Below are 21,569 nucleotides of genomic sequence, written 5' to 3' on the forward strand. Positions count from 1 at the left end.
GCGCGAGGCGGGGAGGCGTGCCTCAGGCGCGCCTTGTCAGCGGAAAACGTTCCTTCAGCAATCGCAGCACCGATTCCGAGCCCATCGGCGGTCCGAAGAGAAAGCTCTGGCCGTAGGTGCAGCCCATCTTGGCGAGTTCCAGCGCATCTTCCTCGGTCTCGATACCCTCAGCGACGACTTTCATTCCGAGTTCGCGCGCCATCGAGATCACGGAGCGCAGCAGCACGGATTTCTTGTCGCTCTCGTCGCGTACCAGGCCCTTGTCCAGCTTGATCGTGTCGAAGGGGAAGCGGGTGAGGTAGGAGAGCGACGAGTAGCCGGTGCCGAAGTCGTCGAGTGCGAGGCCGAGGCCTGCTTCGCGCAACTTCGCCAACACGAGACGCGCCTGTTCCGGATTTTCCATGACCATCGTTTCCGTCAGTTCGAGCTTGATGCGGGACGGATCGCAATGGGTCTTGGCAAGCAGCGCCCGGACGTCGTCGTAGAGCTCGTTGTTGAGCAGCTGGGCGCTCGACAGGTTGACGGATACGAACAGCGGCAACTCGCCCGTCTGGCGTGTCCAGGCCATCAGGTCGTTTGTCGCCTGCTCCATGGCGAACATGCCGAGCGGGCCGATGATGTCGGTTGCCTCGGCAATCGGAATGAATTCGGTCGGCGAAATGTTGCCGCGTTTCGGATGCTCCCAGCGCATCAGCGCCTCGAAGCCGGCGATCTCGGCATCTTCCAGCCGGACGATGGGCTGGTAGACCATCGACAACTCCTTGCGCTCGACGGCGCGACGGAGATCGGATTCCAGTTGCAGGCGGTCGGTGCCGAAGTTGCGGAAGGCTGGCAGGAAAGGTTCGACCTTATTGCCGCCGGCGCGCTTCGAGCGATACATCGCAAGCTCGGCGTCGCTGAGCAATCCGGCAGCGCTTTCCTGCTGGTCGACCCAAGAAGTCAGTCCGATGGAGGCGGTCAGCACGATTTCGCGATTGGCAAAGTTCAGCGGCACCATGATCGCCTTGCTGACGGCATCGGCGAAATCCGCCACCTTGGTCGGATCGCGCTCGGACACCAGGATCAGGCCGAACTGGTCGCCGGAGAGCCGCGCCAGCGTGTCCTGCGGCTTCAGTAGGCGGCGCAGGCGACGTGTCAGGGCGACCAGAATGTTGTCGCCGGCGGCAACGCCCAGCGCGTCGTTGACCATCTTGTACCGGTCGATATCGATGACCATCACCGTCGGTCGGACCAGATCGCCGGCGGGGGCAAGGGTCAGCACGGCCTGCAGTCGGTCGAGGAAAAGCTGCCGGTTCGGTAGTCCGGTGAGGTTGTCGTGCAGCGCGTCGTGCAACAGGCGCTCGACGGAGTTCTTCTGCTCGGTGACATCGACGACGGTGCCGACGCAGCGGATGATTTCGCCGTTCGATCCCAGCACCGGCCGGGCGCGGATTGCGAGCCAATGGAAATGGCCGTCCTCGGCGCGGATGCGGAACTCGTGGTTCAGCCTGCCGCGACGGTGCTCCAGCAGCACGTCCAGCGTCGCGCGGAAGCGGTCGCGGTCGTCGGGGTGTAGCCGTGGCAGCCAGTTGCGAGCAGCACCGTGCATGCTACCGGGCGAGAGTCCGAGCTTCTGCGAGATATCGGGAATGGTGACGACTCGGTCGCGCGCCACGTCCCAGTCCCAGACGGTATCGCCGGAGCCGGTGAGTGCCAGCGATTGGCGCTCCAGATCGGAAAACAGGCCCTGCTGGAAGGCGCCGCCGGCAAAGGCGTGCTGCATGACGGTAAAGCCGATCAGAAGTACGATGAGCACCAGACCGCCGCCGAGTGCCGGCTGGATGATGTCGTTGTCGAGCTTGCCGGTGACCGTTAGCCAGGCGCCGAACAGCCAGACGAGGATCAACGCCCAGGCCGGCACCAGCAGGATCGCCCGGTCATAGCGGTTGATACCGAGATAGACGATGAGCAGGATGCCGGCGGTTGCCGTCAGGGCCATGGAGAGGCGGGCAATGCCGGCGGCAATCGACGGATCGTAGACGGCCACGCCGAACAGCAGCGCCAGCCCCAGTATCCAGGCAAGCGTGACATAGCCGAGATGGGCGTGCCATCTGTTGAGATTAAGATAGGTGAACAGGAAGATCACCAGGCTGGAGGCCAGCGCCACCTCGACGCAGGCCCTCCATATTCGTTGGTCCCCGGATGTGATGCTGATCAGCTTGCCGAGAAAGCCGAAGTCGACGCAGATATAGCCGAGCACCGCCCAGGCAAGCGCCGCCGTCGCCGGCAGCATCGACGTGCCTTTGACCACGAAGAGGATGGTGAGAAACACCGCCAGCAGGCCGGAAATGCCGAGCACGATGCCACGATAGAGCGTGAAGGCGTTGACCGTATCCTTGTAGGCGTTCGGCTCCCAGAGATAGATCTGCGGCAATTCCGGGGACGACAGTTCGGCGACGAAGGTGATGACGGCGCCGGGATTGAGTGTGATGCGGAACACGTCCGCCTCGTCGCTCGGCTGCCGGTCGAGCGCAAAACCTTCGCTCGGCGTGATGGCGATGATGCGTTGCGAGCCGAGGTCGGGCCAGAACATCTTGGAATTCACCAGACGGAAATGCGGCGCGACGATGACGCGCTCCAGCTGTTCTTCAGAGACGTTGGCCAGTGCGAACACCGCCCAGTCGCCCTGGTGACCCGGCGAACTCGAGCGCACCTCGATGCGGCGGCGGATACCGTCGGCACCAGCGGCCGTCGACACCTGGAAGGCCTCGCCCTGGTTGGCGTAGATCTCGGTCGTCTTCGTAAGGTCGAGCGCCGTGTCGTCGCGCGAGATCTTCACCGGCTCCGCAGCCCGCGCGCCGGTCGCAAGCATAGCCGTCATCGCCAACAGGGCCGTCATCGCAAACAGGGCAACAAGGAACGCGATCAGGGAATGGCGAAGGAAGTGTGGTTGGGAAGGAGTGTCGGCAATCATCAGCGTGTGGTCTTCCCGAGCGGGTCCGTGTCTGTGGCCAAGCGAGAAAACATCACGTGATCACGCCATTGGCCGTTGATTTTCAAGTAGCCGCGCAAATGGCCTTCCCGTTGGAACCCGGCCTTCTGCAAAAGCCGCACGCTACGCTCATTCTCCGGAATACAGGCTGCCTCGATACGGTGCAACTCCAGCCCGGAAAAGATATAGGGTATAACTATCTCAAGTGCGGCGAACATATGGCCTTGGCCGGAATAGCGCTCGCCCATCCAGTAACCGATCATGCAGCTCTGCGCGGCACCGCGCCTGATATAACCGACAGTGAGCCCGCCGAGCAGCGTGGAGTTGTCGCGCTTGAAGACCAGAAACGGTACTGCCTGGCCGGAGTTGTACTCCTGCTTGCCCCGCACGACGCGGGTCCGGTAGGCGCCCTCGGTCAGTTCGTCGGTACGCCAGGTCGGCTCCCACGGTTCCAGGAACCGGCGGCTCTCGGCCCTAAGCTTCTGCCACTGGCTGAAGTCGGCGTTGCGCGGCAAGCGGAGAATATGGTCGGCGCCCTCAAGTTCGATCGTGTCCGGCTGCCGAGACAGAAACCGAAAAACCGACTTTGGCATTCGTCCATGTCTCCCGGAACTGGATCGTGAGGGGCCTCCGGCTGGGATCAGCCGTTGGCGGCTTTGGATGCCTGGCGTGGTGTGGCCAGCGAGGCGATGATGTCTTCCATCGGCGCCAGCTCGTCCAGCGGACCGATAGCGGAGAGGGTCGGCACGGCGTCGAAGAACAGACGGCCGGCGAGATCGGTCAGCCGCTGGATGGTGATGCCCTCCAGCCGTTCCATCATCTCCGGGTTGGGGATCGGCCGGCCGTAAAGCATCATCTGTCGCGCGACCTGGCCGGCCCGTGCGGCAGGACTTTCCTGACCCATGAGCAGCTGGGCCCGGATCTGGGCGCGGGCGCGGTCGATTTCCTGCTGGTGGATCTTGTCGGCAGATTTGCGCAGCTCATCGACGATCACAGGCAGCAGTTCCGGCAGGTTTTCTCCGCCGGTTGCGGCATGGATGCCGAAGATGCCAGTGTCGGAAAAGCCCCAATGGAAGGCATAGACCGAATAGCAGAGGCCGCGCGTCTCGCGCACTTCCTGGAACAGCCGCGACGACATGCCCCCGCCAAGGATATTGGCAAGAATCTGCGAGCAGTAGAAATCCCGCGCATGGTAGGCGCGGCCTTCGAAGCCGAGCAGGATCTGAGCATCCATGAGGTCGCGCGTCTCGCGAACGCTGCCGCCGACGTAGCGGGCTGTCTCGATGACGGGCGCTGCAGATGGCGCTGTCGGAAGGCTTGCAAAGCGGGTCTCGACCTGCTTGACGAAGCTGTCATGATCGACGGCACCGGCTGCCACCACGAACATCCGGTCGCAGGTGTAGTTGCGTCCGAGATAGCCGCGAATCTGCTCCGGCGTGAAGCCGAGCACGGTTTCCGGCGTCCCCAGAATGGCGCGCCCGAGCGTCTGGTCACGATAGGCGACTTCCGAGAATTTGTCGAATACGACGTCGTCCGGCATGTCGTTGGCAGCGTTGATTTCCTGCAGGATAACCTGCTTTTCACGCTGCAATTCGTCCTCGTCGAAGGCCGATTCCGTCAGGATGTCGGCGAGAATATCGACAGCGAGCGGCACGTCTTCTTTCAGCACGCGCGCGTAATAGGATGTCGTTTCCGTCGATGTCGCGGCATTGACCTCGCCGCCGACATTCTCGATTTCCTCGGCAATCTCGCGTGCTGTGCGGCGAGCCGTGCCCTTGAACGCCATGTGTTCCAGAAGGTGGGCAATACCGTGTTCGGCTTCGGTCTCGTTCCGCGATCCCGACTTGATCCACACACCGAGTGCAACGCTTTCAAGATGCGGCATCAACTCGGTTACTACCGTCAGCCCGGATTTCAGCCGGGTGCACTCAACTGTCATATTAGATCTTTCTGCGCTTAACGTCTTGAGGCCTGAACATGGTCACCGATAAAGCTTTCCACGGCTTTGAGGTCGGGATCCAGGATGTCGAAGCGCTCCTCCCTGTGCATCAGATCAGCAAGCCACGTCGGAAGCGCCGGGTCAATACCGGAGGCTGATTTTACTGCGGCGGGGAATTTTGCGGGATGGGCGGTGGCCAGCGTCACCATCGGGCTGTTCGGCTTTTCAAATTTACTGGCGACGAAGACGCCGATCGCGGTGTGCGGGTCCAGCAGGTAGCCGGTGTCGGCATAGGTCTGGCGGATGGTCTCGGCCACCTGTTTCTCGGTCGCCCGGCCGGCACGGAAATCGCGCTTAATGAAGCGCATGGCTTCCGGGGCGATGTCGAAACCGCTCGACTGCTTGAGGCTTTCCATGGCGGCGCGCACCCGGGAGGCATCGCGGCCATTGGCCTCGAAGAGCAGCCGTTCGAAGTTGGACGAGATCTGGATATCCATCGATGGCGAGGTTGTCGCCTTGACGGCCCGCATCTCGTAGCGGCCGGTCTTCAGCGTCCGCGCCATGATGTCGTTCTCGTTGGTGGCGACCACCAGCTTGTCGATCGGAAGGCCCATCTGCTTGGCGACATAGCCGGCAAAGATATCGCCGAAATTGCCGGTCGGCACGGTGAACGAGATTTTCCGGTCCGGGCTGCCGAGCGCCACGGCTGTCGTGAAATAGTAGACCACCTGCGCCATGATGCGCGCCCAGTTGATCGAGTTGACGCCGGAAAGGCCGACGCCGTCGCGGAACGGCGCGTCGTTGAACATCGCCTTCACGAGGTTCTGGCAATCGTCGAAATTACCGTTGATGGCCAGCGCGTGAACGTTGGAAGCCGTCGAGGATGTCATCTGCCGCTGCTGCACCGGCGAGACCTTGCCATGCGGGAAGAGGATGAAGATGTCGGTGCGATCGCGACCGGCAAAGGCATCGATGGCCGCGCCGCCGGTGTCGCCCGATGTGGCACCGACAATCGTTGCCCGCGCGCCGCGCTCGGCCAGCGCATAGTCCATTAGCCGCGCCAGCAGCTGCATGGCGACGTCCTTGAACGCTAGCGTCGTGCCATGGAAGAGCTCCATGATAAAGCTGTTCGGGCCTGTCTGCACCAGCGGCACGATGGCCGGATGGCGGAAGGTGGCATAGGCCTCGTCGATCATGCTACGGAATATCTCTTCCGGAATTTCGCCGTTGGTAAACGGCAGCAGCACGCGGAAGGCAATTTCCTGGTAGCTCTTGCCGCGAAAGCCCCGGATGTCCTTCTTGCTCAGTTGCGGCCATTCACGCGGAACGTAGAGACCGCCGTCGCGTGCGAGGCCTGCCAGCAGTGCATCGCAGAAACCGAGGGCAGGGGCTTCTCCCCGGGTTGAGATATATTCCAAGGTCTTTACCTCTGATGTGGACGGTCGGACGGAAGATGGGTTGTCTGAAGTCTATGCCGGAAACGGCCCGTAGATGCGCCTTTTTGCGCCAAATCCGCGGCCTGGTTTTCGCAACCGTACGATTGTGCACGCCTCCGTCGAAGCGCGCCGGAAGCCGTTGCAGCGGAGGGATTTCGAAAATTGAACCAAAACGAAGCGTACCCAATCGATTTTTCGAAGCGCCGCTGATATAGACCATCGCCAAGTGCGATGAAAGGCCCGCAATTCAACCCGGGCTTGGCAAATTCATATTGTGTACAGGGTGATTTATCGTGTCAGGCAGAGCTTCGCGTCTACTTCTCGCCGTATCGTTGACAGCAGCATTGAGCGGCTGCAGCTCGCTTGGGCTCGGTAGCAAGGACAGTAAGGACCCCGCAACGCAGATCAGCGTTGCGCCGGAGGGAGCGGCATCCGCCACGCCTGCCACCCAGCCAGTGGGTCAGGCCTATGTCGCCGGAAAGTGCCCGCAAATCGTCATTCGCGACGAGGGTGCGATTTACAAGACCTACGCCAAGGGCGCCAAGGACGATGCATCGCAGCTCGCCTACCAGGCGTCTCTGGTGCAGGGCACACGCCAGTGCACCACCGACGGTACGGCGCTCAACATGACGGTGGTCGTGCAGGGCCGCCTCGTTGCGGGTCCGATGGGCGGTTCCGGCAGCGTCAACCTGCCGATCAAGGTTTCCGTCATGGATGGCCAGACAGTGCTCTACAGCGACACGACGAATTACCAGGCCTCGATCCCGCCCGGCGAGGGCTCGGCGCAGTTTCTCTACACCGACAACAAGATCCACGTGACCGGCGGCGCGGCCGGCTTCGTCAGCGTCTACGTCAGCTTCGAACAGTCGCCCGCAGCCCCGACCAAGACCGCCCGCACCGTTCGCAAGAGAAAATAACGGCCGTCGCAATTATAACGGCGTTTATCGAAGCCACTGGAGCCGGTCGCAAGCATTGCGGCCGGTTTTTTAGTGCGGTGAAATCCTAAAGGACGCCGTCCCATTCGGCGAGGGCTGCAACGACGCCCGGCAGGTCCGTCATTCGCGAAATCACGGTTTCAGCACCGGCATCGGTAAGTCGGTCGGCGTGCGACGGGTAGGTGTGGGAGGCGCCGGTAAAGCCGATTACCCGCATGCCTGCTTCGCGGGCGGCGTGCACGCCATGGACGGAGTCCTCGACGACGACGACCTGCGACGGCGAGAGATCGAATTGCGCTGCGCCATGCAGGAAGATGTCCGGCTTCGGCTTGACGCGGTCGGGGCCCAGATCCTTGGCCGAATAGATATGCGGCGCGAAGGAGGAGTGCAGGCCGACCTTGGTCAGCATCATCTCAAGACGCGCAGAACTCGAATTCGAGCAGATGCAGCGCGGCAGATCGATGCGTGACAGGGCCAGTTCGATGCCGGGAATGGCGGTCACGTCGTTGGCAAGGCGCAGGTCGAGAAGTTTTTCCGAGCGTTCGAGCAGCGACGCCGAAAACGGAATGCTCGCTTCCCGCTCGACTTCGAAGAGGATGTTCTGCCAGGTCATGCCCGAGAAGCGCTCGCCCATTTCCTCGACGCTGATCGGGTATCCTGCCTCGGTGAGCAGCTTGGATTCGACCTCCGCCGCGATGATTTCCGAATCGACGAGGACGCCGTCGCAGTCGAAGATGATGAGGTCGAAGCCAGTGTTCATGTCGATCAAGCCTTTGGATGAGCAGCTTTGGATGAGATGGTGCGGCTTTACACGACGGGGTCCGAAAGCTCAACCGACGCGCGGGCATGCCTGGCCTGCGGGTGAGGGGAGGCTTTCTCTTCTCGACAAGGCTCCGGTGCCTCAGTAAGGATCGCCGCATGGCCCGGGAAAAAGACGACACCATCGCAAACCGCATCAGCCGGGTGCTTGCCGAGCGCATCATCCATGGCGAACTTGCGGCCGGCCTGCGTCTTCGGCAGGACCACATCGCCGAGGAGTTCGGCGCCAGCCACGTGCCGGTGCGCGAGGCTTTTCGCCTGCTCGAGGCGCAGGGGCTTGCCATCAGCGAGCCGCGCCGCGGCGTGCGGGTCGCCTCCTTCGATCTGCGGCAAGTCCGCGAAGTGGCCGAGATGCGCGCCGCCCTCGAGGGGCTTGCCCTCAAGCATGCCGCGCCGCATCTGACGCCGGCGATACTCGATGCCGCCGAAGAGGCGACGCGGGAGGGCGACGCGGCTGCAGACGTCCGCGCCTGGGAGGCTGCCAACCGCCGCTTCCACCGGCTCATCCTGACGCCTTGCGGTATGACGCGCCTGCTCGCCGCGATCGACGACCTGCACGCCGCCAGCGCCCGCTTTCTCTTCTCCGCCTGGCAATCCGGCTGGGAAACGCGCACAGACCAGGATCACCGCGCTATTCTCTCGGCCCTGCGTCATGGCAGGGCCGACGATGCCGCGGCGATCCTCGGGCAGCATGTCCTGCGCATCGGCAAGGCACCATCGCGCGCCCCCGGCGGCACCCCGCAGGAAATTTTCGTCATCGTCGGCTGATTCCAAAATTATAGATAATCGTGTGTCTGCCAGTCTTTTTCGAGGCTTGGGTATGTGAATTCCTGCGACCGAATGCTGCCTCGATGCGGGAAAACTCGTCTATGGCACTTGCGCATCCATGAAGTCTTGCGCATAAAATAGATAGTCACTGAAATTATCTATAATATGGAGCAATCATGTCCCAGTCCCACGCCATCTCGAATTTCGATCCACTGCGGCTTGGCAGTCAGTCGCGCCCGATGCAGGCGCTTTTCGTCTTGGCAGGCACGATGGTCCTCGCCCTCGCATCGCGCCTCTCGGTGCCGATGGTGCCGGTGCCGATCACCATGCAGACCTTTGCCATCACCATGATCGGCGCGCTGTACGGCTGGCGCCTGGGCGTAGTCACGGTGCTTGCCTGGCTCGGGCAAGCCGCCGTCGGTCTTCCTGTGCTCGCCGGCGGTGCTGGCGGACTTGCGCCGTTCTTCGGGCCGACCGCCGGTTATCTCGTCTCGTTTCCGATCATCGTGGCTCTGGCCGGTTGGCTTGCCGAAAAAGGCTGGACCGGTGCCCGCTATGTCCGCAGCTTCCTCGCCCATCTCATCGCCAATTTCCTCGGCCTTGCCATCGGCGGCGCATGGCTGGCAGCGCTGATAGGCGCAGAGAAGGGCTGGTTGTTCGGCGTTGCACCGTTTATCCTCGGCGGCGTGCTCAAATCTGCCCTTGCTGCGGCGATCCTGATGGGCTTCGGCAATCGGAGCAGCGAGACTGACGAGAATTGACGGTCAGGCTTCGGCTCCATCACCTTTTGTGCATGCTGACCTTTATTGGTGAGGGCTACGATCCGGCCTTCACCAAGAACTACCGCAGCATCGCGCGGCGGTTGACGGAAGGCGAGGACATCCTGCTCGTCTCCGGCCCGGACGACATCTGCGCGCCCCTTTTGGATGGCCCGGATGCCCACTGCCTCCTTGCCAGCGTGGATATCCGGGATAACGCAGCAGCCGCGTCCATCTCGGCGCTGCTGGGTCGCAAGGTCAGGCCCGGGTCAACGCTGCTGCCCGATGCCGCGCTGCTTGCCGCCCTTCGCACGGCTTTTGCAGAGGGCACGATACGGCAGGCCTGTAGCGGTTGCGAGTGGGACGGGCTGTGCAGCCGCATCGCCTCCGGCTGCTATTCCGGAATACTCGTCGATCCCGCCAATTGATCCACGGGGAAGTGTTTGAGAAACTGCCGCTCTCCGGCGGCGGAAAACAGGATCGAGCGGCTGCCTTCCGCGCGACGCGCCCAGCCTTCGTCGAGAAACTGGCTCAGCAGCGCCTTGCCGAGGCTGCCGGCCAGATGCGCCCGCCGTTCGCTCCAGTCGAGGCACGAGCGGCAGACCGGCCGCCGCGATGCCTTGAGCAGCGACGCATCGATGCCGATATCTCGGAGGCGGGTTTCACCCGTCGCTGTCAACGACAGTCCGTCGCCGAGCGTGTCGATCGATCCGCTGGCGATCAGGCTGTCGAGCATCCGCACACCGTAGTCGCCGGCCAGATGATCGTAGCAGATACGCGCCTTTCGCAGCGCCGGCTCTTTCGGCCCCGGCTGATGGCGCAGATGCCCGCGACCGGCCGCAAATCCCATGATGCTTTCCAGCAATTTGCCGACGCTGTCGTCGGCCAGTGTGAAATAGCGATGGCGACCCTGCTTCCGCTGAGCGAGCAGCCGTCCTGCTTCCAGCTTTGCCAGATGCGAGCTTGCCGTCTGGACGGTAATCCCGCCCGCTGCCGCAAGCTCGGTTGCTGTCAGCGCCTTGCCGCCCATCAGCGCGGTCAGCATGTTGGCGCGTGCGGGATCGCCAATGAGCGCGCCGATCTGTGCGATGTCCGGTCCTTCTTTCATACTTCGACCGTAGCCGAAGCATTGTCGTTTCGCAACATGCCAGAACGATGGGGCAGAAAAGGAGCGTCACCATGATCACCTGTTTCATCCGCTACGAAATCGACCCCTTCGGCCGCGAGGTATTTGCCGAATATGCCCGCAATTGGGGCCAGGCAATTCCGCGCTGCGGCGCCGATCTCATCGGCTATTTTGGACCGCATGAGGGCTCGGCAACGACAGCCTTCGGTGTCTATTCCATCGAAAATCTCGCCGCCTATGAGGCTTACCGCGCCAGGCTGGCCGCAGACCCTATCGGCCGGGAAAACTATGCCTTTGCCAGGCGCGAGCGCTTCATCCTGAAGGAGGACAGGATATTCCTGAAGAACGTATCGCTGCCGCACGCGGCAAAGGTGCAGCCATGATCGCCGTGATCTTCGAAGTCCTGCCCTATCTCGGCGAACGCCACACCTATCTCGATCTTGCCGGCGACCTCAGGGAGGAACTCGAAAAGATCGACGGTTTCCTCTCGATCGAGCGCTTCGAAAGCCTGGCGATGCGCGGCAAACTCCTGTCGCTGTCCTTCTGGCGCGACGAGGAGGCGGTCAAGACCTGGCGAAACCTCGAAGTCCACCGCGCCGCCCAAAAAGCCGGCCGCAACAACATCTTCGCGGACTATCGCCTGCGCGTCAGCCACGTCGTGCGTGATTACGGGATGAAGGACAGGACGGAGGTGCCGGAAGATAGCCGCGAGAGGAGTGGGGTAGGAAATACGACTTGGTAGGGATTCTAAGCAGCTTTTGTTTGTGCTCTCATCTTATGGATTGCACTCCTCAGGCCGGCGACGTCGCCGATAATTGTGTCCCAGATAATCTCGTCGGCGATGCGATGATATTCGTGCCTCAAGATATTTCCAATCGCTCGGATCGCTTGCCATTCGATCTCAGGTGTGAGCCTCTTGAGCTCTTCAGGGATATGACGGCTTGCCTCCGAGACAATTTCTATTGCTCGTTGAAGGCCGAGCTCGGTGAGGAGGTCCATCATGACCTTCTCACGGCTTCTTCCCGCCACAGTCTTTTCAATAAAATCTATCATTCCAAGTATATCGTCGAAAATAAGTTGAATATCTCTGGCCATCTAAAATATCCGTATTGCTGAACTTTCTATTCTGTCTTTTAACTTGTGATGCAGACTGTTGCGCGTGGTAACATCGACGTCGGTGGGTAGCGCGTCCTCAAGAAGAAGCTTTATGCTGGCAAGATTGATTAACGAGAATTTCTTTGTCCTGTCATAATCAATAAACACATCGAGATCGCTCGTCGGGCCCGCCTCGTTCCGGGCTACCGAGCCGAACAGGAAAAGCGAGGTCGCGCCGAGCGCCTTCAGCGCATCAGCCTGCTGTTTCAACGCTTCGATGGCCTCATCTCGGGTCATGGCGGCATCATAGCAAATAAGCCGATCTCGTTCCACGCCGAAATAAATTCCCAAATCGATCCGCGCTTCAGGGTTTGGTAACCAACTTAGGTAACCATACCGGACAGTTAAAGCGTAATGCGTAAGCGTAAGAGCGAGTATCCCATGGCGTCAGTTTTCCCGCTTGCCGACCTCAAGATTTCCGAGAGGCCGGGGTCCTGGATCGACACGATCATCAAGGGCGACTGCGTCGCCGCGTTGGAGGCCCTGCCCACCCATTCCGTCGACGTGATCTTTGCGGATCCACCCTACAACCTGCAACTCGGCGGCGCGCTCCACCGTCCCGATCAGTCGCTGGTCGATGCGGTCGATGACGAGTGGGACCAGTTCGCCTCCTTCGAGGCCTATGACGCATTTACCCGCGCCTGGCTGCTCGCCTGCCGCCGCGTTTTGAAGCCGACCGGTACCCTTTGGGTCATCGGCTCATACCACAACATTTTCCGCGTCGGCGCGATGATGCAGGATCTCAATTTCTGGATCCTTAACGACATCGTCTGGCGCAAGACCAACCCCATGCCGAACTTCAAGGGCCGTCGCTTCCAGAATGCCCATGAGACGATGATCTGGGCGAGCCCGAGCGCCAAGGCCAAGGGCTATACCTTCAACTACGATGCCCTCAAGGCGTCGAACGACGACGTCCAGATGCGCTCCGACTGGCTCTTCCCGATCTGCAGCGGTGGCGAGCGGCTGAAGGGTGAGGACGGCAAGAAGGCCCATCCCACCCAGAAGCCGGAAGCGCTGCTGGCCCGCGTCATCATGGCGTCGTCGAAGCCCGGCGACATCATACTCGACCCGTTCTTCGGCACCGGCACCACGGGCGCCGTCGCCAAGCGCCTCGGACGTCACTTTGTCGGTATCGAGCGCGAGCAGGAATATATCGACCACGCCGCAGCCCGCATCGCTGCGGTCGATACGCTCGGCAAGGCGGAACTCGTCGTCATGACCGGCAAGAAGCAGGAGGTGCGCGTCGCCTTCAACGTGCTGGTCGAGAACGGCATGATCCGCCCCGGACAGGTCCTGACCGACAGCCGTCGCCGCTACAGCGCCATCGTCCGCGCCGACGGCACGGTTGCATCCGGCGGCGACGCCGGCTCGATCCATCGCCTTGGCGCCAAAGTTCAGGGTCTCGACGCCTGCAACGGATGGACCTTCTGGCATTTCGACGACGGGAAATCCCTGCGCCCGATCGACGAACTCCGTTCCATCATCCGCGCCGATCTGGCGAAAGCCGAAGCCTGACGGCCTCGCTGGGTCCCACGCTCACCGCCTGCCGATTGTACCTCCAGTTGCGGCAGGCGGCGCGAAGACGCCCAGGGTCACAAACCCTGGGCGTCCTGCATTTTAGTCCCTGGTTCAGAACGCCTGATAATCGGTGACTTCTACGCTGACCACCTGGCCGTCTTCGTTGAAGATGATCGTTTCCTCGCCTTCGCGCACCAGCGGCTTGCCAGTCACCGCGTGGGTCGCCCGCACCGACCAGACGGCGCGGCCGGAAAGCGGCGTCAGCGTCTCGACGAGGCTGTTGATGCCCACCTGATCCGGATAAGTCTCGAAATACTGGCGGATGGCCGCAAGCACCGCCTCGCGGCCGACAAGGCTGCCGACGCCGTTCGAGACATAGGTGGCCTCGGGCGCGAAAAACCGCTCCATTGCCGCATAGTCCATGCCATTGACGGCCTCATGGAAGAGTTCGATGCGTTCTGCCGGGTCGAATTGCATGGTCTCAAACCTCGATGCCAAATGTTGCAAGATCGGCGCGCAGCTTGTCCGCGCCGGTGAAATGGACCGCGTTCCAGCCGGCAGCCTTGGCGCCCTCGACGTTGGCCAGCGAGTCGTCGATGAAGAGTGTTGATGCCGGATCGAGGCCGAAGCTCTTCGCATGGGTCTCGTAGATCGCCACGTCCGGCTTGATCAACTTGATGTCGCCCGACACCGTGACGCCGCGCGTCTTGGTGAGGAACGGAAACCGTTCCTGAGCCTCGCGAAAGGTGTCGGAGGCGAAGTTGGTGAGCAGCGTCACATCGCGGCCCTCGGCAATCAGTTTCTCCGTGATCGCGACACTGTCTTCGTAGTGGTGCGGCACCATCTCGTGCCAGTGCTTGCGAAAGGCGCGGATCTGCTCGGCGCGCTCGGGATGTTCGGCGATCAGTAGGTCCTCTGCCTCCTGCCACGTGCGGCCCCGGTCCTGCTCGATATTCCATTCGTGGGTGCAGACATTGGCAAAGAACCAGTTGCGCTCCGCCTCATCGGGAATGACACGGGCGAAGGGGAGGTCCGGATCGTAGTGGATCAGGACCTTGCCGATGTCGAAAACAATATGCTGTATCTGGGGCGTCATCGAAACCTCTCATGCGCTAATCGAAAGCACGGGGAATAGCCTGGGCGATCGCTTTTTTCATGACGGTCGGCAAGGCCTGTGCGTCAAGATTTATAACCGGCTCCCACCATCCGTCATTGCTTTTGGATCTGGCGCCGACGGAAGCGCGGAAAATCGAAAGCCGCAGCTCGAAATGCGTGAAGACGTGCACGACGGTGCCGCAGGCCTGCCAGTTGGCGGCAAAGGGTGCTGCATCGACAGTCATGTCGCCGTCGATCCGCGCCGTCCACGCTGTTGTAGGCACCTCCGTCATGCCGCCGAGCAGGCCGCTGTCGATCCGCCGTCGCAGCAGGATTTCGCCGGCATCGTTGACCGCAACGAAGGCCGCACCCTGGCGAACCGGCTTTGTCTTTTTCGCCGCCTTCACCGGAAAATGCTCCGGGTCATGCAGCGCAAGAGCCTCGCAGCTGCCATTGAACGGACAGAGCGCACAGGCCGGCCTCTTCGGTGTGCAGATCGTCGCGCCGAGGTCCATCATCGCCTGGGCGAAATCGCCGGGCCTGACCGCTGGCGTCAGCGCCACCACCTTCTGCTTCATCAGCGGTTTTGCCGCCGGCAAGGGCGTGGAGATGGCATAGAGCCTGGAGATGACGCGCTCGACATTGCCGTCCATGACTGCCGCCTGCCGGTCGAAGGCGATGGCGGCGACCGCTGCCGAAGTATAGTCGCCGATGCCCGGCAGGGCACGCAATCCTTCTTCCGTATCAGGAAAGCGCCCGCCGTGCTCGCCGGCGACGGCATCGGCGCACTTCTTCAGGTTTCTCGCCCGGGCGTAGTATCCGAGGCCTGCCCATGCAGCCATGACGTCGTCGACAGGAGCGGCCGCGAGATCGCCCACCGTCGGCCAGCGACTGACGAACTTGGCGAAATAGGCCTTTACTGCCGCGACTGTCGTCTGCTGCAGCATCACTTCCGACAGCCAGATGTGATAGGGATCGGGCAGAACGCCGCGCGCTGCCATCGAGGGCGAGACACGCCAGGGCAGGTCGCGGTGATGCCGGTCGTACCAGGCAAGAAGCACTGCGGCGGACGGAGGCGTAAGCTGTTTCAAGGTCATCATTTGCCGCATCAGGGAGATATGGCCTATACTTGGCCGAGCTGCGTCGGCGGATCAAGGTCCGCAGCGCCAAACAATGACCCCCGAGGCGTGCTGTCGATGAGTTATCCCCGCAAAGGCGCCAAGCAGATCTCCGAAGTGGCGAATGGCCTGATCGATCCGGTGCTGGCGCGCCGGGCCGGAATCAGCACCGCCTTGCTCGGCTCCTGGGACGATATAGTCGGCGCCGATTTTGCCGATTGCACCCGCCCTGAAAAGATCGCCTGGGCCAAGCGTAACGGTCCGGGCGAGGGCGGCTACCAGCCCGGCGTGCTGACCATCGCGTGCGAAGGTGCCCGCGCCCTGTTCCTCACCCACGCCCAGGGCGAGCTGATCCAGCGCATCAACGGCTTCTTCGGCTTTGCCGCCGTGCACCAGATCCGCATCATCCAGAAGCCGGTCTCCCAGCACGCCAAGCGCTCGCGCGCGCCGGTGCCGCTGAAAGGCGCCGCCGCGGTGAAGCTCGAGGGGATGATGGAGGGCATCGAAGGCGACAAGCTGCGAGCCGCCGTCCAGAGGCTCGGGACGGCTGTGCTGGGCAAGCGCATTACCGGCAAATAATCTGGACGCTTTGCGTCTGCGGACACCGGTGCTATACACGTATAGCACCGGGAGATATGTCCATGCTTGCCCTGCGTTTGCCGCCTGAAATCGAAGCAAGACTAGATGAACTCGCCAAACGCACCGGGCGGAGCAAGAGCTTCTATGCGCGTCAAGCGATATTGGAACACTTGGACGATCTGGAAGACCTCTACGTCGCCGAGCAAAGGCTCGAAGAATTCCGTAGAGGCGACAGTGATAGTATTTCTCTCGCTGAGTTGATGGCGCGCCATGGCGTGGAGGATTGAGTTCCAGCGGTCAGCGGAACGCGATCTTGAAAAGCTCGACCATGAGAGCGTGAAAAGGATACTCCGTTTCCTTCACACCCGTGTCGCCAGCCTCGAGGACCCCCGGTCGATAGGGGAGGCGCTTCGCGGATCGGAACTTGGAAACTTCTGGAAGTATCGTGTTGGAGACTATCGCATCATTGTCGACATAGACGACGGCACTGTCCGGATATTGGTCGTCCGCATTGGCAATCGGAAGGACGTCTATCGCCGCTGATCGAAAGGAACGATCATCGGGCCGTGGCAAAAGTCGGTCCGGGAACATTTGTCGGACTGCATGGCCTAAAATAATCCTCCCACAGCAAACGCGTATTCGCCCCACCGGTCACAATTCTTTGAAGAAAGTTCCGGTCCCCTGCCTTGTTCGCGGCGCGGAGCCGTTATATCGCAGATATCAACAGACGATCTTCTCTCAACACGGGTGATATATGCCGATGTCCGACATGCTTCTGACCAAACGCCATCTTCTCGGCGGTGCTGCCCTTGGCGCATTCGCAATGGCGCTGGCCGCGACCGGTGCCGGCACTGCGTTTGCCGCGACTGCTCCGACGCCGGAAGGCACGGTCGACATGGCGCAGGCGCTGCAGCCTGGCAAGTCGCCCGACATGGCGGTGGGCGACCCAAACGCCAAGGTCAAGATCATCGAATACATGTCGACGACCTGCCCGCATTGCGCCCATTTCGCAGCCACCACCTTCGATCCGATCAAGACCAAGTATATCGACACCGGCAAGGTCTATTTCATCATCCGCGAATTCCCGATTGCCAGCCAGGACCAGGATCCGGCAGCCTATGCCGCTTTCATGCTGGTACGCTGCGCCCCGAACGGCCCATCCGTGCCGCTGCTCGAGACATTTATGAAGCAGCAGATGCAGTGGGCTGGTCCCGCGGTCACCGATGTTCGCGCTTCGCTGCTTCAAATCTCCAAAATCGCCGGTTTTACACAGGACAGCTTCGAAGCCTGCTTGAACAACGGCGCACTTGTGGATGATATAAACGCCGTGCGGGCACGCGGCGTCACTTTCGGCGTCAACGGCACACCCACGTTCCTGATCAACGGGAAGCGTTACTCCGGGGACATGTCGGTTGATTCTATGTCGGCCATCATCGACAGCATGCTCTGACCCGCGCCACGTTTCAATGACGGGCAGCGGCGGCCGTGCTGCGCCCGTCATTTGCTTCCCAGTCGGACCGTTCTCGAGGCGCGTCGGCAGCCTATGGCAAAGTTTCGGCAAGGTTCCGTTCACTTCACGCTGCGCTGTTTCCTCCCCTCATTCCTGTGCTTGTCACAGGAATCCAGCCAAGGCGCGTCTGCGCCTTGAGAAGACTCTCCTGCAATCGAAAAACGACCTCTCGCGCCCAAGGACTTGGGCGCACTGGATTCCTGTGACAAGCACAGGAATGAGGGATGATGGTGTGACACCCTGCAGCTTCCACTCGAAGCCCGGCGTCCTGCCCCCCCTGCATGTCTTTCATCTCACTCGAGCTGACAGAGGCGGGTACACCACCCCGGCCTTGCAATGAAATTCAACAAGCTCCGTCTCGTCGGCTTCAAGTCCTTCGTCGAACCCTCGGAATTCGTCATCGAGGGCGGCTTGACGGGCGTTGTCGGGCCGAACGGCTGCGGAAAGTCCAATCTCGTCGAAGCCCTTCGCTGGGTAATGGGCGAGAATTCCTACAAGAACATGCGCGCGTCAGGCATGGACGACGTGATCTTCTCCGGCTCCGGCCACCGTCCGGCACGCAACACGGCAGAAGTGGCGCTCTATCTCGACAATGCCGACCGCACCGCACCCGCCGCCTTCAACGACAGCGATGAAATCCAGATCACCCGCCGCATCGAGCGCGAGCAGGGCTCCGTCTACCGGATCAACGGCAAGGAAGCCCGCGCCAAGGATGTGCAGCTGCTGTTCGCCGATGCCTCGACCGGCGCCCGCTCGCCGTCAATGGTCGGCCAGGGGCGCATCGGTGAATTGATCCAAGCCAAGCCCCAGGCACGCCGCCAACTGCTCGAGGAAGCCGCCGGCATTTCCGGGCTGCATTCCCGCCGCCACGAAGCCGAGCTCCGCCTGCGCGCTGCCGAAACCAATCTCGAACGGCTCGACGACGTCACCACCCAGCTCGATAGCCAGATCGAGAGCCTGAAGCGTCAGGCCCGCCAGGCCAACCGCTTCAAGATGCTGTCGGCCGATATCCGCGCTCGCGAGGCGTTGCTGCTGCATATTCGATGGGTGCAGGCCAAGCAGGCCGAGGGTGAGGGCGAGAGCGCCCTGAACCAGGCGACGGTCGTCGTGGTGAAAAAGGCGCAGGCCCAGATGGAAGCGGCAAAGGCGCAGGCCGTCGCCAGTCTGAAGATGCCGGAGCTGCGCGAGGCCGAGGCCAAAGCCGCCGCCGGTCTGCAGCGTCTGCAGATCGCCCGCACCCAGCTGGAGGAAGACGTCGGCCGCATTTTGCGCCGTCGCGACGAACTGATGCGCAGGCTGGCCCAGCTCGGCGAAGACATCAGGCGCGAGGAACAGCTGGTGGTCGACAATGCCGCCATCCTTGAGCGCCTGGATGCCGAAGAGGCGGAGCTTTCGGACATGCTCGCCGATTCCGGCCGGTTATCGGAGGAGAGCCGCACCGCATTCGAGGCCGCAGCCACGACGCTTGCCGAAAGCGAAGGGCTGTTCGCCCGGCTGACGGCGGAGCGCGCCGAGGCTGCCGCCGTCCGCAACCAGCTGGAGCGCGCCATCCGCGATCTCGGCGACCGCAAGATGCGACTTGAGCGGCAGATGGCCGAGGCAAACGGCGAACTTGCAACCATCGCTGAGAAGATGGCAAGTCTGCCGGATCCGGTCGAGCGGCGTGAGCAGGTCGAGGCCGCCGAAATCGGTGTCGAGGATGCCGAAACTGCCGCCCAATCTGTCGAGGCGGCGCTGGCAAAAGCCCGCGGCACCGAGGCCATGGCCCGCCCTCCGGTAGAGCAGGCCCGCACCCGCCTCAACGCTCTCGAAACCGAGGCACGCACCATTGCCCGCATGCTCGACGGCGGCGGCGCTGCCGGGGGCTTTCCGCCGGTTGCCGACGATATCAGCGTCGATCGCGGCTTCGAGACGGCGCTGGGGGCAGCGCTCGGAGACGACCTCGATACGCCGCTCGATCCAGGCGCGCCTGCCCACTGGTCGGATAACGGCGATGGCTCCAACGATCCTGACCTGCCCGAGGGTGCCGTGCCGCTGACCGCCCATGTCGGCGCACCACCGGCCCTGAAACGCCGGCTCCGGCAAATCGGCCTCGTCGCCGGTGGCGATGCAATCAGGCTGATGGCAGTTCTCAAGCCCGGCCAGCGGCTGGTCACCCGCGAAGGCGCTGTTTTCCGCTGGGACGGCCATATCACCGGCGCCGATGCGCCGAGCGCTGCAGCCCTGAGGCTCGCCCAGCGAAACAGGCTTGCCGAGTTGCAGGCGGAAGTCGAGCTCGCCGCCAAAATCCTGGCGGAAGCCGAGGCGCTGCTGGCGGCTGCAGCCGACGCAATCCGTGCCGAGGAACGCCGCCTGACGGAAGCCCGCGACCGTAGCCGCATCCTGGCCCGCCAGCTGACGGAGGCCCGCGATGCACTGGTGGCCGCCGAACGCGCTTCTGGCGATCTCATTCGTCGTCGCGACGTTCTCAATGAGGCCGTAAGCCAGCTGAAGGCGCAGATCGAGGATCTGGCCATCCAGGACGAGAATGCCCGGATCGAGATCGAGGATGCACCCGACCTCACCGTCATCGACGCGCAATTGCGCGACCAGCAGGCGGCTGTTGCCACCGACCGTGGCGTGCTGGCCGAGGCGCGCGCCCGCTACGAGGGCCTTAACCGCGAGAACGAGGCACGCCAGCGCCGGCTGATGGCGATCGGCCAGGAACGCGAGACCTGGCGCCAGCGCGTGGCAAGCGCCGACGGCCACATCCAGACGCTGCGCGACCGCGAATCTGAGGCCCGCGAGGAGGCTGCCGAACTGGAGCTTGCGCCCGATGAGTTCGACGACAAGCGCCGGGCGCTAATGAGCGAATTGCAGAAGATGGAGGAAGTCAGGCGTGGGGCTGCCGACCGCCTGGCCGAGGCCGACATCGTCCAGCGCGAGGCCGACAAACTGGCGACGACGGCGCTCTCCGAGCTCGCCGAAAGCCGCGAGCGGCGGGGCCGGGCCGAGGAAAGGCTGATGTCTGCCCGCGAAAGGCGGCTGGAAAGCGAAGCCCGCATCCGCGAGGCCCTCAACGTCGCCCCGCACGAGGCGCTGCGGATTGCCGGCAACCCGACCGGAGGCGAGCCGGACCTGCGCGAAGTCGAACGCGAGCTGGACCGGCTGAAGATCGAGCGCGAGAGGCTGGGCGCCGTCAACCTGCGGGCCGAGGAAGAAAGCAAGGAGCTCAGCGACAAGCTGGCAGCGCTCATCAAGGAGCGCGACGATATCATCGACGCCATCCGCAAGCTGCGCGGCGCCATCCAGAGCCTCAACCGCGAAGGCCGCGAACGGCTGATTGCTGCCTTCGATATCGTCAATGTCCAGTTCCAGCGGCTGTTCACCCATCTGTTCGGGGGCGGCACGGCTGAGCTGCAGCTTATCGAATCCGACGATCCGCTCGAGGCCGGCCTCGAGATCCTCGCCCGCCCGCCTGGCAAGAAGCCGCAGACCATGACGCTGCTGTCTGGCGGCGAACAGGCGCTGACGGCGATGGCCCTGATCTTCGCCGTCTTTCTGACGAACCCCGCACCGATCTGCGTGCTCGACGAGGTCGATGCCCCGCTCGACGACCACAATGTCGAGCGCTACTGCAATCTGATGGACGAGATGTCCGCCTCGACAGACACCCGCTTCGTCGTCATCACCCACAATCCGATCACTATGGCCCGCATGGACCGCCTCTTCGGCGTCACCATGGCCGAACAAGGCGTCTCCCAACTCGTCTCCGTCGATCTGCAAACCGCGGAACGGCTGCGCGAAAGCGCGTGAGCCGGAGGTCTGGTTGCATTGCCATCACGGCGGATGGCCCGGCGAGA

General features: G+C 62.5%; 23 protein-coding genes. 12 read left to right on the forward strand and 11 right to left on the reverse strand.

Going from position 1 to position 21,569, the window contains the following annotated elements:
* Positions 1–22: 22 nt before the first annotated feature.
* The 4 genes from EQW76_RS10020 to thrC are packed head-to-tail and all read right to left on the reverse strand — an operon-like array spanning position 23 to position 6,328.
* On the reverse strand, positions 23–2,953 hold the full coding sequence (locus EQW76_RS10020; RefSeq protein WP_142824217.1) for a sensor domain-containing phosphodiesterase: 2,931 nt from the start codon (positions 2,951–2,953) through the stop codon (positions 23–25).
* Positions 2,953–3,564: a GNAT family protein gene (locus tag EQW76_RS10025; RefSeq protein WP_142824218.1), complete on the reverse strand. Its 612-nt coding sequence runs from the start codon at positions 3,562–3,564 to the stop codon at positions 2,953–2,955. The genes EQW76_RS10020 and EQW76_RS10025 overlap by 1 nt, the downstream gene beginning before the upstream one ends.
* 47 nt (positions 3,565–3,611) lie before the next feature.
* Positions 3,612–4,910 (reverse strand): pitrilysin family protein, encoded by a 1,299-nt coding sequence (locus tag EQW76_RS10030; RefSeq protein WP_142824219.1) that lies wholly within the window; start codon positions 4,908–4,910, stop codon positions 3,612–3,614.
* A 17-nt stretch (positions 4,911–4,927) separates the two neighbouring features.
* Complete coding sequence (thrC, locus tag EQW76_RS10035) at positions 4,928–6,328, reverse strand: threonine synthase (protein ID WP_142824220.1); 1,401 nt, start codon at positions 6,326–6,328, stop codon at positions 4,928–4,930.
* A gap of 311 nt (positions 6,329–6,639) precedes the next feature.
* On the opposite strand from thrC, the gene EQW76_RS10040 reads away from it, so the two are divergent.
* Positions 6,640–7,263 (forward strand): hypothetical protein, encoded by a 624-nt coding sequence (locus EQW76_RS10040; RefSeq protein ID WP_142824221.1) that lies wholly within the window; start codon positions 6,640–6,642, stop codon positions 7,261–7,263.
* Positions 7,264–7,348: 85 nt separating this feature from the next.
* Here the strand turns inward: EQW76_RS10040 and EQW76_RS10045 are convergent, their stop codons facing one another.
* On the reverse strand, positions 7,349–8,041 hold the full coding sequence (locus EQW76_RS10045) for an HAD family phosphatase (protein ID WP_111217934.1): 693 nt from the start codon (positions 8,039–8,041) through the stop codon (positions 7,349–7,351).
* Positions 8,042–8,199: 158 nt separating this feature from the next.
* On the opposite strand from EQW76_RS10045, the gene EQW76_RS10050 reads away from it, so the two are divergent.
* The 3 genes from EQW76_RS10050 (at position 8,200) to EQW76_RS10060 (ending at position 10,054) form a co-directional block, all read left to right on the forward strand.
* Positions 8,200–8,868: a GntR family transcriptional regulator gene (locus tag EQW76_RS10050; protein WP_142824222.1), complete on the forward strand. Its 669-nt coding sequence runs from the start codon at positions 8,200–8,202 to the stop codon at positions 8,866–8,868.
* Positions 8,869–9,044: 176 nt separating this feature from the next.
* Complete coding sequence (locus EQW76_RS10055; protein ID WP_142824223.1) at positions 9,045–9,629, forward strand: biotin transporter BioY; 585 nt, start codon at positions 9,045–9,047, stop codon at positions 9,627–9,629.
* A gap of 32 nt (positions 9,630–9,661) precedes the next feature.
* Positions 9,662–10,054, forward strand: a complete 393-nt coding sequence (locus tag EQW76_RS10060; RefSeq protein WP_244615279.1) for a DUF1284 domain-containing protein — start codon at positions 9,662–9,664, stop codon at positions 10,052–10,054.
* On the opposite strand, the gene EQW76_RS10065 is transcribed toward EQW76_RS10060, so the two are convergent.
* Complete coding sequence (locus tag EQW76_RS10065; RefSeq protein ID WP_142824225.1) at positions 10,021–10,734, reverse strand: helix-turn-helix transcriptional regulator; 714 nt, start codon at positions 10,732–10,734, stop codon at positions 10,021–10,023. The two genes, EQW76_RS10060 and EQW76_RS10065, sit on opposite strands and share 34 nt — an antisense overlap.
* A gap of 71 nt (positions 10,735–10,805) precedes the next feature.
* Here EQW76_RS10065 and EQW76_RS10070 point away from each other — a divergent pair, with 71 nt between their 5' ends.
* Entirely contained in the window at positions 10,806–11,135 is a 330-nt protein-coding gene (locus EQW76_RS10070; protein WP_142824226.1) for an NIPSNAP family protein, read from the forward strand.
* On the forward strand, positions 11,132–11,494 hold the full coding sequence (locus tag EQW76_RS10075) for an antibiotic biosynthesis monooxygenase (RefSeq protein ID WP_142824227.1): 363 nt from the start codon (positions 11,132–11,134) through the stop codon (positions 11,492–11,494). The genes EQW76_RS10070 and EQW76_RS10075 overlap by 4 nt, the downstream gene beginning before the upstream one ends.
* Before the next feature lie 5 nt (positions 11,495–11,499).
* On the opposite strand, the gene EQW76_RS10080 is transcribed toward EQW76_RS10075, so the two are convergent.
* Together EQW76_RS10080 and EQW76_RS10085 are read right to left on the reverse strand one after the other, a co-directional pair.
* Positions 11,500–11,847: a HepT-like ribonuclease domain-containing protein gene (locus EQW76_RS10080; protein ID WP_142824228.1), complete on the reverse strand. Its 348-nt coding sequence runs from the start codon at positions 11,845–11,847 to the stop codon at positions 11,500–11,502.
* Positions 11,848–12,144, reverse strand: a complete 297-nt coding sequence (locus tag EQW76_RS10085; RefSeq protein ID WP_142824229.1) for a nucleotidyltransferase domain-containing protein — start codon at positions 12,142–12,144, stop codon at positions 11,848–11,850.
* Between the two features lie 144 nt (positions 12,145–12,288).
* Between EQW76_RS10085 and EQW76_RS10090 the strand changes: the two genes are divergently transcribed.
* Positions 12,289–13,422, forward strand: coding sequence for a site-specific DNA-methyltransferase (locus tag EQW76_RS10090; protein WP_142824230.1), 1,134 nt, complete (start codon positions 12,289–12,291; stop codon positions 13,420–13,422).
* A gap of 114 nt (positions 13,423–13,536) precedes the next feature.
* Here the strand turns inward: EQW76_RS10090 and EQW76_RS10095 are convergent, their stop codons facing one another.
* The 3 genes from EQW76_RS10095 to mutY are packed head-to-tail and all read right to left on the reverse strand — an operon-like array spanning position 13,537 to position 15,617.
* Positions 13,537–13,902 (reverse strand): nuclear transport factor 2 family protein, encoded by a 366-nt coding sequence (locus tag EQW76_RS10095; protein ID WP_142824231.1) that lies wholly within the window; start codon positions 13,900–13,902, stop codon positions 13,537–13,539.
* A gap of 4 nt (positions 13,903–13,906) precedes the next feature.
* Complete coding sequence (locus EQW76_RS10100; protein ID WP_142824232.1) at positions 13,907–14,521, reverse strand: HAD family phosphatase; 615 nt, start codon at positions 14,519–14,521, stop codon at positions 13,907–13,909.
* Between the two features lie 16 nt (positions 14,522–14,537).
* Positions 14,538–15,617: an A/G-specific adenine glycosylase gene (mutY, locus tag EQW76_RS10105; protein WP_142824471.1), complete on the reverse strand. Its 1,080-nt coding sequence runs from the start codon at positions 15,615–15,617 to the stop codon at positions 14,538–14,540.
* 99 nt (positions 15,618–15,716) lie between these two features.
* On the opposite strand from mutY, the gene EQW76_RS10110 reads away from it, so the two are divergent.
* The 5 genes from EQW76_RS10110 (at position 15,717) to EQW76_RS10130 (ending at position 21,522) form a co-directional block, all read left to right on the forward strand.
* A complete protein-coding gene (locus EQW76_RS10110) occupies positions 15,717–16,217 on the forward strand; it encodes a DUF721 domain-containing protein (RefSeq protein ID WP_142824233.1) in 501 nt (166 codons plus the stop codon).
* 62 nt (positions 16,218–16,279) lie between these two features.
* A complete protein-coding gene (locus EQW76_RS10115) occupies positions 16,280–16,504 on the forward strand; it encodes a DUF6290 family protein (protein ID WP_142824234.1) in 225 nt (74 codons plus the stop codon).
* Positions 16,488–16,760, forward strand: coding sequence for a type II toxin-antitoxin system RelE/ParE family toxin (locus tag EQW76_RS10120; protein ID WP_142824235.1), 273 nt, complete (start codon positions 16,488–16,490; stop codon positions 16,758–16,760). The genes EQW76_RS10115 and EQW76_RS10120 overlap by 17 nt, the downstream gene beginning before the upstream one ends.
* Positions 16,761–16,971: 211 nt before the next feature.
* Positions 16,972–17,667 (forward strand): DsbA family protein, encoded by a 696-nt coding sequence (locus EQW76_RS10125; RefSeq protein ID WP_142824236.1) that lies wholly within the window; start codon positions 16,972–16,974, stop codon positions 17,665–17,667.
* A gap of 396 nt (positions 17,668–18,063) precedes the next feature.
* Positions 18,064–21,522 carry a chromosome segregation SMC family protein gene (locus EQW76_RS10130; protein WP_142824237.1) on the forward strand — a complete coding sequence of 1,153 codons (3,459 nt, stop codon included), beginning with the start codon at positions 18,064–18,066 and terminating at the stop codon, positions 21,520–21,522.
* The last annotated feature ends 47 nt before the right edge of the window (positions 21,523–21,569 follow it).

The organism is Rhizobium sp. rho-13.1 (assembly GCF_007000305.1).
Taxonomy (GTDB): domain Bacteria; phylum Pseudomonadota; class Alphaproteobacteria; order Rhizobiales; family Rhizobiaceae; genus Rhizobium; species Rhizobium rhododendri.

Bases quoted from the DNA above. Each gene is read 5' to 3' on its own strand.
- EQW76_RS10020 (WP_142824217.1), bottom strand. From the start codon at position 2,953: ATGATTGCCGACACTCCTTCCCAACCACACTTCCTTCGCCATTCCCTG.
- EQW76_RS10025 (WP_142824218.1), bottom strand. From the start codon at position 3,564: ATGCCAAAGTCGGTTTTTCGGTTTCTGTCTCGGCAGCCGGACACGATC.
- EQW76_RS10030 (WP_142824219.1), bottom strand. From the start codon at position 4,910: ATGACAGTTGAGTGCACCCGGCTGAAATCCGGGCTGACGGTAGTAACC.
- EQW76_RS10045 (WP_111217934.1), bottom strand. From the start codon at position 8,041: ATGAACACTGGCTTCGACCTCATCATCTTCGACTGCGACGGCGTCCTC.
- EQW76_RS10050 (WP_142824222.1), top strand. From the start codon at position 8,200: ATGGCCCGGGAAAAAGACGACACCATCGCAAACCGCATCAGCCGGGTG.
- EQW76_RS10055 (WP_142824223.1), top strand. From the start codon at position 9,045: ATGTCCCAGTCCCACGCCATCTCGAATTTCGATCCACTGCGGCTTGGC.
- EQW76_RS10060 (WP_244615279.1), top strand. From the start codon at position 9,662: ATGCTGACCTTTATTGGTGAGGGCTACGATCCGGCCTTCACCAAGAAC.
- EQW76_RS10065 (WP_142824225.1), bottom strand. From the start codon at position 10,734: ATGAAAGAAGGACCGGACATCGCACAGATCGGCGCGCTCATTGGCGAT.
- EQW76_RS10070 (WP_142824226.1), top strand. From the start codon at position 10,806: ATGATCACCTGTTTCATCCGCTACGAAATCGACCCCTTCGGCCGCGAG.
- EQW76_RS10075 (WP_142824227.1), top strand. From the start codon at position 11,132: ATGATCGCCGTGATCTTCGAAGTCCTGCCCTATCTCGGCGAACGCCAC.
- EQW76_RS10080 (WP_142824228.1), bottom strand. From the start codon at position 11,847: ATGGCCAGAGATATTCAACTTATTTTCGACGATATACTTGGAATGATA.
- EQW76_RS10085 (WP_142824229.1), bottom strand. From the start codon at position 12,144: ATGACCCGAGATGAGGCCATCGAAGCGTTGAAACAGCAGGCTGATGCG.
- EQW76_RS10090 (WP_142824230.1), top strand. From the start codon at position 12,289: ATGGCGTCAGTTTTCCCGCTTGCCGACCTCAAGATTTCCGAGAGGCCG.
- EQW76_RS10095 (WP_142824231.1), bottom strand. From the start codon at position 13,902: ATGCAATTCGACCCGGCAGAACGCATCGAACTCTTCCATGAGGCCGTC.
- EQW76_RS10100 (WP_142824232.1), bottom strand. From the start codon at position 14,521: ATGACGCCCCAGATACAGCATATTGTTTTCGACATCGGCAAGGTCCTG.
- mutY (WP_142824471.1), bottom strand. From the start codon at position 15,617: ATGACCTTGAAACAGCTTACGCCTCCGTCCGCCGCAGTGCTTCTTGCC.
- EQW76_RS10110 (WP_142824233.1), top strand. From the start codon at position 15,717: ATGAGTTATCCCCGCAAAGGCGCCAAGCAGATCTCCGAAGTGGCGAAT.
- EQW76_RS10115 (WP_142824234.1), top strand. From the start codon at position 16,280: ATGCTTGCCCTGCGTTTGCCGCCTGAAATCGAAGCAAGACTAGATGAA.
- EQW76_RS10120 (WP_142824235.1), top strand. From the start codon at position 16,488: ATGGCGTGGAGGATTGAGTTCCAGCGGTCAGCGGAACGCGATCTTGAA.
- EQW76_RS10125 (WP_142824236.1), top strand. From the start codon at position 16,972: ATGCCGATGTCCGACATGCTTCTGACCAAACGCCATCTTCTCGGCGGT.
- EQW76_RS10130 (WP_142824237.1), top strand. From the start codon at position 18,064: ATGAAATTCAACAAGCTCCGTCTCGTCGGCTTCAAGTCCTTCGTCGAA.